12 protein-coding genes are annotated in these 15,423 nt (G+C 56.2%); 4 read left to right on the top strand and 8 right to left on the bottom strand.

Annotation, left to right across the window (positions count from 1 at the left end; all coding sequences use genetic code 11):
- Positions 1-122: 122 nt before the first annotated feature.
- The 8 genes from GOW56_RS19475 to GOW56_RS19440 form a co-directional block, all read right to left on the bottom strand.
- Positions 123-1,310, bottom strand: coding sequence for a glycosyltransferase family 4 protein (locus tag GOW56_RS19475; protein ID WP_171206917.1), 1,188 nt, complete (start codon positions 1,308-1,310; stop codon positions 123-125).
- A 70-nt stretch (positions 1,311-1,380) separates the two neighbouring features.
- On the bottom strand, positions 1,381-1,572 hold the full coding sequence (locus tag GOW56_RS19470) for a hypothetical protein (protein WP_171120440.1): 192 nt from the start codon (positions 1,570-1,572) through the stop codon (positions 1,381-1,383).
- A 90-nt stretch (positions 1,573-1,662) separates the two neighbouring features.
- Complete coding sequence (locus tag GOW56_RS19465) at positions 1,663-2,826, bottom strand: FkbM family methyltransferase (RefSeq protein ID WP_171120437.1); 1,164 nt, start codon at positions 2,824-2,826, stop codon at positions 1,663-1,665.
- Positions 2,827-3,010: 184 nt separating this feature from the next.
- A complete protein-coding gene (locus GOW56_RS19460; RefSeq protein ID WP_171120436.1) occupies positions 3,011-3,904 on the bottom strand; it encodes an NAD-dependent epimerase/dehydratase family protein in 894 nt (297 codons plus the stop codon).
- Positions 3,904-4,941 (bottom strand): GDP-mannose 4,6-dehydratase, encoded by a 1,038-nt coding sequence (gene gmd, locus GOW56_RS19455; RefSeq protein ID WP_367397138.1) that lies wholly within the window; start codon positions 4,939-4,941, stop codon positions 3,904-3,906. Before gmd ends, GOW56_RS19460 begins: the two co-directional genes overlap by 1 nt.
- Before the next feature lie 257 nt (positions 4,942-5,198).
- Positions 5,199-6,740 carry a glycosyltransferase gene (locus GOW56_RS19450; protein WP_171206916.1) on the bottom strand — a complete coding sequence of 514 codons (1,542 nt, stop codon included), beginning with the start codon at positions 6,738-6,740 and terminating at the stop codon, positions 5,199-5,201.
- Positions 6,741-6,856: 116 nt separating this feature from the next.
- Positions 6,857-8,140 (bottom strand): glycosyltransferase family 1 protein, encoded by a 1,284-nt coding sequence (locus tag GOW56_RS19445; protein ID WP_171172404.1) that lies wholly within the window; start codon positions 8,138-8,140, stop codon positions 6,857-6,859.
- A 52-nt stretch (positions 8,141-8,192) separates the two neighbouring features.
- Positions 8,193-9,611, bottom strand: coding sequence for a mannose-1-phosphate guanylyltransferase/mannose-6-phosphate isomerase (locus GOW56_RS19440; RefSeq protein WP_371807921.1), 1,419 nt, complete (start codon positions 9,609-9,611; stop codon positions 8,193-8,195).
- A 299-nt stretch (positions 9,612-9,910) separates the two neighbouring features.
- Here GOW56_RS19440 and GOW56_RS19435 point away from each other — a divergent pair, with 299 nt between their 5' ends.
- From GOW56_RS19435 to GOW56_RS19420, 4 genes are all read left to right on the top strand, one after another.
- Entirely contained in the window at positions 9,911-11,701 is a 1,791-nt protein-coding gene (locus tag GOW56_RS19435; RefSeq protein WP_171206915.1) for a radical SAM protein, read from the top strand.
- A gap of 296 nt (positions 11,702-11,997) precedes the next feature.
- Positions 11,998-12,708 (top strand): methyltransferase domain-containing protein, encoded by a 711-nt coding sequence (locus GOW56_RS19430; RefSeq protein WP_171120427.1) that lies wholly within the window; start codon positions 11,998-12,000, stop codon positions 12,706-12,708.
- 193 nt (positions 12,709-12,901) lie between these two features.
- Positions 12,902-14,395 carry a hypothetical protein gene (locus GOW56_RS19425; RefSeq protein ID WP_171206914.1) on the top strand — a complete coding sequence of 498 codons (1,494 nt, stop codon included), beginning with the start codon at positions 12,902-12,904 and terminating at the stop codon, positions 14,393-14,395.
- Entirely contained in the window at positions 14,392-15,417 is a 1,026-nt protein-coding gene (locus GOW56_RS19420; protein ID WP_171172400.1) for a glycosyltransferase, read from the top strand. The genes GOW56_RS19425 and GOW56_RS19420 overlap by 4 nt, the downstream gene beginning before the upstream one ends.
- Positions 15,418-15,423: the final 6 nt, after the last annotated feature.

Here is a 15,423-nt window from a genome sequence, read left to right as displayed (position 1 = left end):
CCCACCGTATCCGGGGCGCATACTGACACAAGGCTCGGATGCAGGCGGTTTCACCTCAAAGCAGCCCAAATACTCGATAATATACAAAACATCCCCTTATTGTTTCCACTTCCTGCGCTCTGTCAGGCCACCCCATCCAGCATCTGCCGATAAATCTGTTCGATCCGTTCATGCACATGGGTTGGGTCGAAACGGTCCTCACGTGCCAATGCGCGGGCGTTGGCCCCCAAGGTTTTACGCAGCCCCTCGTCCCCTGCCAGTTCCAGAACGGCAGCGGTCAGCCCTTCGACATCACCGACAGGGCAAAGCCGCCCAACCCGGTCCGACACAAGCTCACTCACACCGCCGCAATCGGTCGCTATCACGGGCAAACCGGCGTGAAAGGCCTCGACGATTGAAATCGGCAGAGCCTCCCACCGGGACGTGAGCAGCATGAAATCCGCGGCGGCCATATGCAGGGGGACGGTATCGATCGGCCCCAGAACCCGGATGTTGTCACGCACCCCGGCCGAAGCAATCCAGTCCGAAAGCACGTCCGCCAAAGGACCGTGACCAGCCAATGCGATCACGATATCGCGCCGGACCTTCACCAGCCGGGCCAAAACATCGATCATCACGTCGATACCTTTTTGCGGATCCAACCGGGCCGGGCTGAATATCAGCACACCTTCCTGGTCGCGCAAAAGCTTCTGTCTCAGCGCCAGAACGGCGGCGGGGTCCTGATCTGGCGGTGCCGGCACACCAAGCCCAAGCTGGGCTGTGCGCGCCCGTGGCAGACCACGCGCAATCAGTTCATCAAGGGTTTTACGGCTGGGACAGGCGGTGACATGCGCCGCGAACTGAGCACTGCGCGTCACCCCACCATATCGTTCGGGCGTCGAGCCGTGAAAGGTAAAGAGACGGCGTGCCGGCTGACCGGCAAGCGCCAACCGGGCCACAAGCGCAGGGGCAGTTTCGTGAGAGTGAACAAGGTCGAAACGACCGCGGGCGGCGATCTTTCGCAGTTTTTGCGCGCAGCCCATGGCGGTTCCGAGCCGCCTCATCATACTGAGACCTTCATCTTCCGACACATGTTTCAGGTTCAACGCATGAAACCCGATATCGCGCCCTTCCTGGCCCCATGGACCAGGCGATCCCCCCAACTCGACATGATGTCCCCGATCCCGCAGGTAACTCGTCAGGTCGAGAATATGGCGCTGAATTCCACCTCGTTCGAATGCTGGCCCCAATTGCAGAACGCGTAGCGGCCGGGTGGAACGTCCGGTTGCAATATCCAGATCCTGCTCTGGTTGCCCTGAAACATAGGCCATGGACGAAACCCCTTACCCCCTTGTCCGGGGCACATGCGGACGTCATACAAACCCGCCACCCGGAAAGGTTTTACCAAATCGATTGCAGGTTCAGCACCGTTGATCTGATATGGTACGAGGCCGAGCCATGTTGAAACACAGCCATCATATGGCAGGTGCGCAATACGTCAAAGGTATCGTCGGCATTGGGGACGTCGATAAAGGGGAATGAATGCAGCAGCGCCCGGATTTCCCGCCTTTCAGGGGGTTTAGGTGCCGTCATATAAGCCAGACCACTTCAAGTGCCCTGCCCTGCGAGACGAGCCACTCAATGAACTCGTATTCGCTGGGCTGAAAACAGCAGCAAGATCAATCAGGAGCTTGAGTGGATTGGCATGAGCAGAAGGTCAGTATGTGGAGATCCGGATTTGGATTCACTTTGCCGCAAATCGTCATACATCTGATCAAGCGCTTCAAGAGAACGATGAGCCAAGCGTCCCGGGCCGGAGGCACCAAGGTCGATGATCTGCACGTCGTCGCGTAACGCGAGCGCGTCCCGCAGCATTTTGTAGCCACCTGAACGCTCAAGACCATAGGGCCAAAACTCCAGCACAACCGGACAACGCATTCTGGTCAGGCTCTGTGCACAGCTCAGCACGTGACCTTCATGCCCCTGCGTGTCGACCCAGATCAGGTCTGGCCCGTTTTCGGGCAGCAGGCCGTCTTGTACCAGGCTGTCAAAGGTACGAACCGGCACATCCTGAAGGTTCCAGTCACCTTCGTCATGCAGGTTTGCGGCTGTGTCGTCGGAAACGCGCAGACGGTGATCTCCGAAATTGGACGGAGAAAGTTCCATCTGCATCGTTCCGTTCCGGTTCGACACAGCCATCTGATGGCAGGTTACTTTATGCTCTACGTCATGCAGCAGCGCGTTCGCGCGCAAAAGGCGAAAATTTTGCGGATCAGGTTCGAAGGCAATAACCCGGTCAAAGCCGCGTCGCGCCGCATGCATCGAATGGGATCCGATATTCGCGCCGATATCCACGAAACATGATGTTGCAACATCATGTCCGTTTTCCCTGAGCATTTGAATCACATCGTCGATGGCCTGTTCCTGGAAACGGCCTTCCTGACGCATAGACCAGCCAATTACGGCATCACTGCGGTGCGTGATCCAATACCCTCCCGCCGCGCCACGGGATATGACAAGATCCGAGCTCTGCACGAAGGGCTCGAATGGTGCAGAGATGTCTGTGCCTTCCGAAAGAGAGGATGTCTCGTTGCTGGCCACTGTTGCCGGTTCAGGCGACGCGCCGGGATGTTGGCTCGCAGGCCAGGGCAACATCAGATAATCCGGGCTGTTCATCCACTGCCGGAACGGGTGCTTCGGGGATCCGTCGCTCTCAAGAATCCAGTTTCGAAACACCCCACGCGGTTTCCCATTGGTGTGAAACAGTACCCTCCGCAAAGCACGTATTGGACGTCCGTTTGAGGGTCGGAACAGCAGGCGTTCCAGAATGTTGCGCTCAGATTGCATTCACAGTGCCTTCAGTTCTTTTTTGCAGTTCATCGGTTTTGCCGCGCACCGCTGATACTTTCGCACTCAGCGGCACATCTTCATCCAGTCCTTTTGCCCACTGCAACGACAGCCTTGTCTTGGATGGCCAACGCCCGGTGAATATCCGCGCCCGGCCTCATTTGACTCAGGGTGGTATCACGGATCACGTATTCAGCATCCATTGCAGCGTCTCTTCCAGCTTGTGGCGAACGCCCACCGGGATCAGACTTTCCAGATGTGTTGGATCGCCCATCAGAATTTTTATTTCCTGAGCACGCGCAAAAGCAGGGTTGGACACCACTTCGATCTCATGGCCGGTGATGGTCCGGCACATATCCAAGATCTCTCCCAGCGCCGTCGCCTTGCCCGAGCAGACATTCACGGTTTCACCCCGAGGCGCGGTTTCAAGCAGCAACCTGTATATCCGCGCCACGTCGCGCACATCCGAAAAATCCCGCGCGACGTCCAGATTACCCAGCTCCAGCTGCGGCTTCTTTTGACGAAAATGTGAAACGATCTTCGGTACGAGGAATTTGGGGTCCTGCCCGTTGCCCGTATAATTGAATGGCCGCGCGATCACGATAGGAAGGCGGTCGTCAAACAGCCGGGCCATGTGCTCCATGGCAAGTTTTGAAACCGCGTAATCATTAACCGGCGCCGGACGAGTGATTTCCCGGATGGACGCCTCTGTGGCGTTGCCATAGATATTTGCGCTGCTGGCCAGAACAACGGCCTTGCTTCCGTGCCCGGTGTTGGCCAGCGTTTCAAGCAAGCACCGCGTCCCCATCAGGTTGACCTGATAGAAGCTCTCTGCTGTCCCATGCGCCACAAAAGCGACCCCCGCCAAATGCAGCACTGCGTCCGGCGCAACATTGGTGATAACCCGCTCAAGGCTGCGAGCATCGGTTAAATCCGCTTCCAGGTAATTGGGATCGGGTTCAGGGGCCGGATGAGCCCCAGTCCCCCAAACATCCCATCCCGCCCTTGCAAGCTCTTTCGCGGCGTAGCGTCCGGTAAACCCGTGGCGTCCGGTAATCAAAACTCGGAGCGCAGACATCAGAAGGACACGCCCTTCTCGTTACGCGCCAAATCTGCCTCAACCATCATCTGGCAAAGGTCCTCCAGGGACGTCGAGGCTTCCCAGCCAAGCTCTTGTTTTGCCTTGCTTGCGTCACCAATCAACAAATCCACTTCGGCAGGCCGGTAGAATTTGGGGCTGATCTGCACGAGAACACGGTTGCTTTCGGCGTCGACGGCCACTTCCTTCTCGCCCTCGCCTTCGAAACGCAGCTCGATTCCCGCACTCTTGAATGCCATGGAGACAAAATCCCGTACGGTCTCGGTACGACCGGTTGCCAGCACAAACGTGTCGGGTTCATCGGCTTGCAGCATACGCCACATGCCGTCCACGTAATCCCGGGCAAAACCCCAGTCGCGTTTCGCGTCGAGATTGCCCAGCTCAAGGCAGTCAAGCTGGCCCAATTTGATTTTGGCGACTGCGTCGGTGATCTTGCGGGTCACAAATTCCAACCCCCGCAGAGGGCTCTCGTGGTTGAAGAGAATGCCCGAGCTGCCAAAGATACCATAGCTTTCGCGGTAGTTTATCGTCATCCAGTGCGCATAAAGCTTGGCAACACCATACGGGCTGCGCGGCCAGAACGGGGTCGTCTCGCGCTGTGGCACTTCCTGAACCTTGCCGAACATTTCGGAAGTGGACGCCTGATAGAACCGGATCTTGGGGTTCACAATCCTGATGGCTTCGAGCAGATGCAGGGCACCGATGCCGGTAATCTGCGCCGTCGTGTGCGGTTGTTCGAACGAAACGCCCACAAAACTTTGAGCGGCCAAGTTATAGATTTCGTCCGGCTCTACCTGCTGAATAAGCCGGATCATCGTCCCCATGTCCGTCAGATCAAGCTCGGACAGAACCAAATTGGGGTGATTGCGAATTCCCAGATCTTCAATGCGCCAAAAATTCGTGGAAACAACCCGGCGAAAGGTGCCAACGACCTTGTATCCTTTGTCCAGCAACAGCTGTGCGAGATAAGCACCATCCTGCCCGGTGATACCTGTAACGATCGCAGTTTTTGTCACTCCTAATCCCTTTCTGTTTTGTCGATTGCCCATCGGATGAGACACCTCGACATGAGCAATACTCTTTTTTGTCAACTTCGCCATGTCTACATGGCCGCTGCGGTGTGATTTCGCTTAACTCCCGTTGCGGAACAAGCGACCTTCAAAATTTTGCATCGGAGGGGAACCGTTCTGAGCCGGACTTTGAACCGGGGGGCGAACTTTTCGATCAAGGGCTGACCGGCTCAAACGCCTGAAACTCTCCAATATGCGTTGAATTATCTGGGTGCGTACATAGCCTGCCCCATATCCTGAGCCACATCAGACCAGCTGCGCAGATCCGCGACTTTGATTTTGTCTTCCAGGGTTGCCCGGTGAGAGGGATCATTGAGCCTCAGGACAGCTTCGGCAATGCTTTTGACACTCATTGCATCACAATATTCAACCAGATCCATTCCAACTTCGACAAGCGAGCTGTTCTCGGCGACAACTGCGGACTTTCCGTAAGCCAACGCCTCGCCCACAGGCAGGCCCCAACCTTCGTAGACACTGGGCATCAATACAAACTGGCAATTCTTGTAGAGAACGTGAAGCTCTTCGTCCGTTGGGCCCTTAACTTCGCTGACATAACCGTACACATCGCCCGTCCCCTTCATCAGAAGATCAAACTCTGTCGTCACCCAGCCCCTGCGACCGGCAAATATCAGCTTTGGCAGGTCCGTATGACCCTGATCAACCAGATATTTCCATGCCATCGCCGTGCGCCAGATATTCTTGCGCAGTTCCACCGTGCCAACACAAAGGGCGTAGGGTTCACCAACAATTTTCCGCAAATGGGCATTGAGGTGGCGAGCATCTTCAAGCTGAGGGTATGCGTCAAACGAAATCCGGGAAGACACGGGGCCTTGCTGATGCACCTCGTTCTCTGCGGGTTCGGTTTTGGACAGTCCCGCCTGCGCCAAAGGAACAGTCGTTGCGGTGTGCTGAATGTCATGCGCCTGAAAAAAGCGTAAAAGATCGCGCCGGGTGGCTTCGGAAATCGTCATGTAGCGGCTCGTATATTCCCGAGAGGTCAAAAGCCAGTCATAGAATATGTAAGGCATGCTTCCAGCTGTAAGCTGTGGCGCTTCGATTGGGATCAGATCGTAGACAAGCGTGTGTACTTCCATCCCATGCTCTTTGGCCATTTTGAACCCCTGGCTCTGATGCGCCTGCCAGCTGCTGTCCAGAAGCACAAGATGATCACCCTTTGCTGCCACTTCGAATAGAGGCTGCTCTGTTCGGCGAGATCCCGACGTGCTTTTGGGGGCTTTCCCCCATCGGACTGCACGCCACATTTTCGATGTCATGTCCTTTTTGCGAAACGGCGCCTCGCTCCGCAGCAAGCTCATCACATCTAACCTGGTGCGGTGATAATAATACTTCACAGGGCTGCGCCGGTATCTGTCCAGAACCGGAAGATTGGACCGCGCCGCTTTCCTGGGATGGAAGAGTTGCCGCAATTTCGCCGGTGAAGCGAGTGTATCGCGCCCTATTTCTTCGAGAAGCACACAGCGCTGTGTCCCGGAACGCGGCTCGCACCAACTCAGGTAGATAAGTTTCGGGTCGCTGAGTTTGGTGAATTCCGTGATCAATTCCACCATGACACGTTGAATGCCAGAGTAGCGGTCAACTTTTTTGATGTAATTGATCAAGCCGGAAATATCGAAAAAAACCTTGTTGCCATCTGTGTTAAACGTAGGGGTATTCATTTTTACTCTCCATGCATTCACGCAGATGAATTGGTTTCTTCTTTTCGGATAGTTTTGCAGCTTTTCCAAGGTGTGCCGGGTGCAATAAACTAACGCGATCTTGTCCTGAGCTTCGGAATTCATATTGCCGAGGTGGTGGTTTGGGTCGCCGCATATGGGGGCCAGAGCATCCGCCCCGGGCGGTTTCAGTAACCCAGTTTTTGCAACACCCCGCGCAAGTCCACGGCAACGTCCGTCCAGGTGCGAAGCTGCGGTTTATGTGCGGTAATGCGCGTGCGCAGTTGTTCGGTGAAATCCGGGTCCGTCAGCAACCTTGTGATGTGATCTGCAAGCTGATCGGCCCGATCCGGGTCGAAATAAACGCCAAGGTCTCCGCACACTTCTTTCAGAGCGGCCGCGGTAGAGCAGAGCGCTGGCGTGCCGAACCACAACGCTTCGCCTGCGGGCAAACCCCAACCTTCCATTCGGCTGGGCATGATAAGCGCCAGTGCATTTTGATATAGATTTACCAAATCCGTCTGGTTGGGGTTTTCGCGAAAAACCACATGATCGCGGATTGTGCTGCATTCATCCGATTGCAGATAGGCCGTGGTCTTGTGGCGCAACGCCCCGGCCAGAACCAGCGTGGGAACGTCTTTTCCATCCCGTTTCAGAATACGCATCGCCTCGAAGACCACATCCAGGTTCTTACGGCCCAGCATTGATCCAACGGTCAGAATATAGGGCTGCTCAGGGGCGTCCTGCTCAGCCTGTTCGGTTCCTTCCGGACATTCATGCACAAGAGGCACAGCAAAGGTTTCTGGCGCTTCAGGCAGGATATCTTTTTGGGAAAAATCCAGAATCTCCTGCCGCGTGAACTCGGAATTGGCCAACAAGGCTTTGGACCGCGAAACCAGCAGTTGGTTGTCTCCGATGAAGTTGCGCGGAAAGCTTGCCAGCCGGTGTTCAAAATCGTGCAAGGGGATCATGTCATGCAGCATGGGAATGATGTCGCAAGACACGCCCTTGCGATCCAGTGCGCACAGAATCTCGACGATCAGCTTGGGTCGCCCGCAGCTCACCAGGGTTTTGCCGGACATGTCTATGGGCGTCATGCCCGGTGCGATCGCTTCCCAGGCCTTGCGGTTTCTGCGCATGACCAGCGGCCGGACAGCTGCAAGCGCCAGATCCCGCAACACGGATTTGGTATAGTGGTGACTGCGCACACGCACTTGCCGGATTCCGCTGGGAACGTTCAGGTCCACCCCGCCATCTGCCCGCAGACTTGGGAAGATTTCAAACAGCTCATCATGACCTTGTGAGAAAACGGCGAACCTGACGGCGGTGCCCTGTTTTTTCAGTTCTGCGCCAATCTCGGCAACGACCCTGGCAATCCCGTAGTAGCGCAGCTTACCGGTTGAGGCCAAAAGAACCTCAGTCAGGTCATAGACAACCTGCTGCTTTTCGGCTGCATTAAGCTCTTTCACCATTCCCGTTTCCGTTCGATCATCCGTTCAGTTGAGGCTGTCTTCCCGGAGCGTTCTAGACCCGGGAATAAACGTCCTCATAGCGGATGATGTCATCTTCGCCCAGATAGCTTCCGGTTTGCACCTCGATCAGAACCATTGGCACTTTGCCGGGGTTTTCCATGCGGTGCACAGCGCCAAGCGGGATGTATACAGACTGATTTTCGGTGACCAGTTTGACGTCGCCGTCGACCGTGACCTTCGCAGTGCCCTCGACCACGATCCAGTGTTCGGAACGGTGGTGATGGCTTTGCAGGGACAGGGCCGCGCCGGGGTGGACATGGATGCGTTTGACCTGGAAGCGTCCACCAATAACCAGACTTTCATACCAGCCCCACGGACGGAAATCCTTGGGAAATATAGTGGCCTGGTTTGCGCCCTTGGCCTTAAGCGCTTCGACGGCTTTCTTCACGTCCTGCGCGCGGGATTTATCCGCCACCAGAACCGCGTCAGGCATTGCCACGGTGATGACGTCCTTCAGGCCGATACCCACCACTTCCAGATTGCCCGCCTCTGAACGCAAAAGCGTGTCGCTGCAGTCAATAGCCGTAACGCTGCCCGCCGCCACAACCCCGTTTTCATCGGGGCCCGCTTCACGCCAGACCGAGTCCCAATCACCCAAATCAGACCAGCCAGCGGAAAACGGCACGACGCTCAGGTTGTCGGCTTTCTCCATCACGGCATAGTCGATCGAGATATCCTCGACCTGCCCCCAGGCCTCAGGGTCCAGCCGCAGGAAACCAAGATCCGTCGTGGCTGCCTCGCAAGCTGCCTTGACCGGGGCCATCAGCGCCGGCGCGTGGGTTTCAAAGGCGGCGATGACATCATTGGCCCGGAACAGAAAGATACCGCCATTCCACAGATGTTTGCCATCGGCCAACATCGCCGTTGCCGTATCCACATCCGGTTTCTCGACAAAACTGTCGAGCTTGACGGGCGCGGTGCCGTCAGGCGCCCCCGCCAGCTTGAGATACCCATATCCGGTCTCAGGGCGGTCCGGCATGATTCCAAAGGTCACCAATTGCCCGGCCTGGGCCGCGGGCACGCCTGCGGCCACAGCGGCGCGGAACGCATCTGCATCAGGCACGACATGATCGGATGGTGCGACCAGCAACAGGGCCTCGGGGTCGGATGCCGCCACATGCAGGGCCGCAGCCAGAACCGCAGGCGCGGTATTGCGCCCTTCCGGTTCGATCAGAATCGCACCTGGATCAATACCCGCTGCCAGCAACTGTTCAGTCACGATGAACCGGAAATCAGACGCGGTCACCACCAAGGGCACGCCATACCCCTCTCCGGACAGGCGCCGGGCCGAGGCCTGAAACAGGGTCTCTTCCCCGGTAATGGCGGCGAACTGTTTTGGATAGGATTTCCGGGACAGCGGCCAAAGGCGGGTGCCGGAACCGCCGCAGAGAAGAACAGGAGTGATGGACACGATCAAACAACCTTTGCCAGTAAATTGAGGTTTCTACTCTCAACTTAACACCGGTTTTTCAAGACGCTTCTTTTGTTACGGGGCCGGTTTTCGGCAAAAAAATGATCACCGCGGGTTCCAAAGGTGCGGTCGCCACAAGCCGACCACCCCGGGAAGGCCTGATCAAATCGATTACAGACTCAGCACCGTTGATCTGATACTGTGCGAAGCTGAGCCATTTTGAAACATGGCCACCATATGGCAGGTGCGCAGTACGTCAAAGGCATCCCCGACAATAGATACGTCGAAAGGGTGAGTGAATGTACGAAGCGATTGGCCAGTCTGCTGGCGAAGATATTATTGAAAGAAATGCAACAGCCGTAACCGACAAGGTTCTTCTCGTCACAGGTGGGGCGACGGTTGGCGGCAGCATGGTGGATAGCAATAGCACCATCGTCGATGCGCTTGGCCGGCAATTGGGCATCATGCGCACATCATCGGCCATCTGGCAGGATGTGGCGCTGAAGGCGGTCAGCGCCGAAATGCTGCTGGCCCGTGCCCTGTTCAGACGGAAATCTAAATTCAAGAAGGCGCCTTACCGCGCCGCAGTCGAGCGGTATTTTTCATCTCAATCCTATGTCAGCGCTCCTGAACTGACCGAAGTCGTGCTTGCAGGCGATCTGCGCAAGGAAGGGATTGCTTTTGAAGCGACCACTTTTGCCGGGCTTGCTGATGCCGAAACACGCAACCGACTTCTGGGTGAATGCAAATGCGTCTTTGTTTCAAGCACATTGATGCGAGATATGAGCGAGCTCATACCGCTGGTTAAGATGCTGAAACAACCGCATAACAAGATTGTTGTCGGGGGTGCCCTGGTTTCACTTTTGCATGATGACTGGACACATGTTCCGGGTGCCGATCTTGTCGCCATCGGCTATGGGGAAATGCTTGTTCCCGTATTGGCACGCTGGATCAAAAGCGGCTATCGCGACATTGAACCCCCTGAAAACGGTCGCGTTGTGGAACGTCTGGGCAATACGCTGGTCTACAGCGGCAGCCCATCCGGAAAAAGCCTCGACTGGCTGCCCACTCCGGACTGGAAACTGGCCGAGGCATATCACGGCCGCAGTTTCGAGATGATCAATTATGAATCCGTCCGCGGCTGCCCCTATCGGTGTTCTTTCTGCAATTTCCCCTTCCTGTTCGAAGACACCATGTTCCGGGTCAAATCCGCCCGCAAGATTTTCGACGACTGGATGATCTACGCCAAGGGAGGAGCAAAGATCATCAATTGCATGGACAGCCTGTTCACCATCCCGCCCAAGCGCCTCAAGGAACTGTGCGAGCTGTTGATCGAAGCAGGCAGCCCGGTCGGCTGGACCTGCTATGCGCGCGCGGGTGATCTTGCCAAACCGGGCACCGCAGCGCTGATGAAAGCGGCAGGCTGCCAGCTGGTGCATATCGGATACGAGACCGGCGATCAGGGCGTTTTGGACAACATGAACAAGAAATCCGATGTCGGGCACAATGTTCAGGCGCTGATCAATTGCCGCGAAGCGGGGCTGACAACGGCCATTACATTGATTGTCGGTTTCCCGGGTGAGACAAAAGCCAGCCTGCGCGAAACACTGAAACGTTTGAAAGAAGCGCCGCCGGACCTGTTCTTTGGCGGAGGCTTCAACACCCGCATGGTGTCCATGCCCGTACTGCAACCCGATCAACGGCGACGTTTCGGGCTTGTCACACAGCTCGATCATCTGTCCTCTGCGCCTTACTGGAAGCATGACACCATGTCCTGCCGAGACGTGCCCAGCGGGTTGCGCTGGCTCAACCGCAGCTTGATAGAAGAGAAAGTCGCGCTGGAAGGCAGCCTCTTTTATGAGGGGCTTTTGGGATATGATGCTTCTGACCGCGACGACCTGCTTGATTTTCAGGCCGATCTTGTGGCGACGCTGGGACCGTTGAAATACGGGTTCGATCTGGCCCAACAGGTTCTTCGCGGAATTCTGCATTTCGATGTCTGGCGCAAGCTCCGGCACATAACCCCGGAAACCGAGATGCGAACCCCTCAGATAGATCGTACTCCCGAGCAAATTGAGCAAGCTGGCTGAGTGGGCCAAACCACTTCGACGGTGTTGTCACATTAACTGGATGTGAAAGATAAGAAACAGTCCCCCTCATTCCCGCGCACTGTCTATTCGCAGTATTTCTCAGGGGACCTGCAAACCGCGCCAGAAAGGAAAAAGATCAGAAACCCAGACTCTTCCATATTTCTCCTTCGACGACCGAGGAGTTTCGTGTAGCCTTGGTGTGTTATTGTATCAAGTTCAGGCACATATTCTCAATCGGAAGTTGCTGTTTCGCCGTTTGTTCATAGTGCCTGCCTATTAGCGAGGAGACGTTGCGCATGGGTGTTGGCCAGAACATAGCCGCAGAGAATGCGAACTGGACCTTTGGGGGCAATGTTCCCGATACTTTTGTAGATCACATCAAATTATCCGTACCTCTTTACGAAATGGGTCATGGCCTGATCTGTCAGGTTTCGGATTTTTTCGTCCGCAATGACAGCCTGTGCTATGAAATCGGCACATCGACCGGGGAATTGATCCGCAAGCTTGCCGAACATAATGTCGGCAAGCCGGATGCGCGCTGGATCGGCATCGATGTCGAACCCGAAATGGTGAAGGTTGCCGAAGCGCATTGTGCGGATGTCCCGAACATTTCCATTCTGCATGACGACGCCCGTCATATGGAGATGGAAAAGGCGGACATGATCGTCAGTTATTATACAATGCAGTTCGTCCCACCGCGGTACCGGCAGGAACTGTTCACCAAGATCTACAACACCCTGAACTGGGGCGGTGCGTTTGTCATGTTCGAAAAAGTCCGGGGGCCGGATGCGCGGTTCCAGGATCTTGTGACTCAGCTCTACAACGAATTCAAAATTAGTAACGGATTCTCAAGCGAGGAAATCGTCGAAAAGGCGCGCAGCCTGAAAAGCGTGCTGGAGCCGTTTTCCACCCAGGGCAATCTGGATCTGCTGGGCCGGGCCGGTTTCAAGGATGTGATGAGTATTCAGAAGTATATTTGTTTTGAAGGTTTTCTTGCTATCAAATGATTGCTTAACGCCATGCCGGCAGAGACCGGAGTGGGGCGCCACTTTTTATGGCCGATTGACGGAGGCTGCTGGGAACGCTGATGAACGCGTCTGATTTTGATCTCAGTGAAATGGCGTTGGAGGACGGGCTGAAGGCGATAATTGCTTATTTTCAGCACACCGTACTTATGGCGAAACAGGCTGCAGAACGGATATGACTGTGTCGGTTCCTTCAGATAAACCATCTTGGAGGGTCAGGGCATTCCTCCTGCTGATTGCGGCGCTGCTGGTCTGTCTGTCCGTATTTCTGATCAATGGCGGGCCGCTTTATTACTTCGACACCGGCAGTTATATCCGGCAGGGAAATGTGGCCCTGAGCAGCTTCCTGCCACCGGCAGCTGAAAGTGCTGCAGTAGGTATAACCCACTCTGCCGATGACGATAATACCGCAACCGGATCGCGGTCGCTGATCTATGGCCTCATCATGGCCGCGTTTGTTCGGGTCGATGCCCTGTCCACCCTTCCGGTATTGCATCTGGCTGCTACGCTGCTGGCTGTCTGGATGCTGGCGCGAACGGCTGGCCGGTCTCTGGGCGGTATGCAGAACACAATCACGATGACTGCGGTGCCTTTGTTGTTGGCGGCCAGTACCTCTTTGCCGTTTTATATTGCCTACATGATGCCGGATATTTTTGCCCCGATGTTGCTGATCGTGATTGCCTTGCTGACGGCTTTTGGGCGGATAATGCAGACCTGGGAACTTTTGTTGATATCCGCTCTGGCCCTGTTCAGCGCCCTTCTGCACCCGTCTCATCTGGCGGTTGCGGCGTTAATGATACCCTTTGTCGCTTTGGCCGCGCTCTGGGGGAAAAGACCACGGCGCTGGCGCGCGACAATCTTGATGATGATGGTTCTGGCGCTGGCACTGGCCGAGCGCAAGGCCTTTCAGGTCACCGTGGAAATCGCCACCAACAAAGAGGTCGTCTATACGCCGCATATCACTGCGCGGCTCATCGTTGACGGGCCGGGCATGGATTATCTGGACGAGGTCTGTCCGAATGCCGAAGTGCCCACCTGCGCACTACACGAAGCGCTGTCGTGGTCAGATGATCCCTACAGGCTGACACCCTCCCATATCATTTTCGAACGCTCCCCCAACCTGGGTTCATTCCGGCTCATGTCACCCGAAGATCAGAAACGGGTTGCCCTGTCCCAACGGGAATTCGCCAAGGCGGTTTTCCTGTCCCGGCCTCTTTCCACCTCGTTGGCACTGGCCCGGAACGGCTATCAGCAGGTATTGCGCTATAGCATTGCCATGACGATCCCAACGGATGTGGAGCTGGAAAACGCCCGCTGGTTGGCCAGAATGGAAGATATCCGGCCCGATATGTTCCAAGGCGGTTCATTGTCTCAGGACAGGGGCTGGATAGAAACGGCCGATATCGTGCACGGCGTGATCTATGCCGTCTCTTTTGCCTTTATCGTTTTCATTCTGCTGCGGCCGGGTAGTGTGTCGCGTGACATGAAGCTGTTTGCGCTGTTCATCCTGATCGGAATAGCGGTCAACGCTCTGGTCTGCGGAGGAGTATCACAACCCGCGGATCGTTACGGCGCGCGCGTGATGTGGTTGTTGCCCTTTACAGCCGCCTTTCTTTTCCTTGTTCAGCGCTCAGGCGCTTCGCGTATCATTGCCGGAGATCCTTCGTGAGTTCAGATCACCCCCTTTCCATCAGCGTGGTCATGCCGGCCTACAATGCCGAACATCTGCTGCCGCGCGTTTTGCCGCCATTGATTGAAATGCTGAATACCGGTCAGGTGCAGCAGGTTCTGGTGGTGGATGACCAATCCCCCGACGGCACCGCGGCGCTGGCACGGGAAATGGGCGCAACCGTGTTGACCACGCCCGTCAATGGCGGCCCCGGAGCGGCCCGCAACCTGGCCGCCCAGCAGGCCACGGGCGATATCCTGTGGTTCGTGGATTCCGATGTCATCGCCTGGCCGGACGGCCCGGATCACATTCGCCGGGCGATGTCCGAAGACAATGTGGGCGCCGTGTTCGGATCCTATGATGACGCCCCGGACGGGCAGGCCTGGTTTTCACGCTACAAGAACCTTCTGCACCGCTATCACCATCAACGCGCCCGCCGCGAGGCGCGCACCTTCTGGGCCGGGTGTGGCGCCATCCGGCGCGACGTGTTTCTTGAAGTCGGTGGCTTTGATGTCAAAACCTATGAGGTGCCTTCGATCGAGGATATCGAACTGGGTTACCGGATCGCGGCCACCGGCAGACGTATCCTGGTCGAGCCGCTTTTGCAGGGCAAACATCTGAAGGTCTGGACCATCCGCAACAGCCTGAGCACGGATATCTTCTGCCGCGCCTTGCCCTGGGCCCGGCTGATGATCTCGCGCGAGGGGTTGACCGATGACTTGAACACCTCGATGGCCGAGCGGGCACGGGCCGCAATCGCCGGGCTGTTGCTGCTGTCGCTTCTGGCCCTGCCGTTCTGGCCGGGAAGCTGGCCTTTGCCTTTTGTGTTACTGGCCGCGGCCTTTGTCGCCAATCTGGATCTGGTGCGCGCCATGTCCGGGCATGGCGGGCCGTGGTTTGCGTTCAAATGTCTGCTCTACCACCAGGTCTATTACGTCTATTCGGCCACCATCTATGTCTGGTGCCTGTTCGAATATCACATGCTGGGGCAAAAGCAGAAACTGCGCGTCACGCGAAACTGACAGATC

This window comes from Ruegeria sp. HKCCA0235A, assembly GCF_013033235.1.
GTDB lineage: Bacteria > Pseudomonadota > Alphaproteobacteria > Rhodobacterales > Rhodobacteraceae > Ruegeria.
This window is presented reverse-complemented; position numbering and strand designations above follow the sequence as displayed.

Excerpts from the sequence above, each read along its gene's own strand:
- GOW56_RS19465 (WP_171120437.1), bottom strand. The coding sequence starts at position 2,826 with ATGCAATCTGAGCGCAACATTCTGGAACGCCTGCTGTTCCGACCCTCA.
- GOW56_RS19470 (WP_171120440.1), bottom strand. The coding sequence starts at position 1,572 with ATGACGGCACCTAAACCCCCTGAAAGGCGGGAAATCCGGGCGCTGCTG.
- GOW56_RS19475 (WP_171206917.1), bottom strand. The coding sequence starts at position 1,310 with ATGGCCTATGTTTCAGGGCAACCAGAGCAGGATCTGGATATTGCAACC.
- GOW56_RS19435 (WP_171206915.1), top strand. The coding sequence starts at position 9,911 with ATGTACGAAGCGATTGGCCAGTCTGCTGGCGAAGATATTATTGAAAGA.
- GOW56_RS19425 (WP_171206914.1), top strand. The coding sequence starts at position 12,902 with ATGACTGTGTCGGTTCCTTCAGATAAACCATCTTGGAGGGTCAGGGCA.
- GOW56_RS19460 (WP_171120436.1), bottom strand. The coding sequence starts at position 3,904 with ATGTCTGCGCTCCGAGTTTTGATTACCGGACGCCACGGGTTTACCGGA.
- GOW56_RS19445 (WP_171172404.1), bottom strand. The coding sequence starts at position 8,140 with ATGGTGAAAGAGCTTAATGCAGCCGAAAAGCAGCAGGTTGTCTATGAC.
- GOW56_RS19430 (WP_171120427.1), top strand. The coding sequence starts at position 11,998 with ATGGGTGTTGGCCAGAACATAGCCGCAGAGAATGCGAACTGGACCTTT.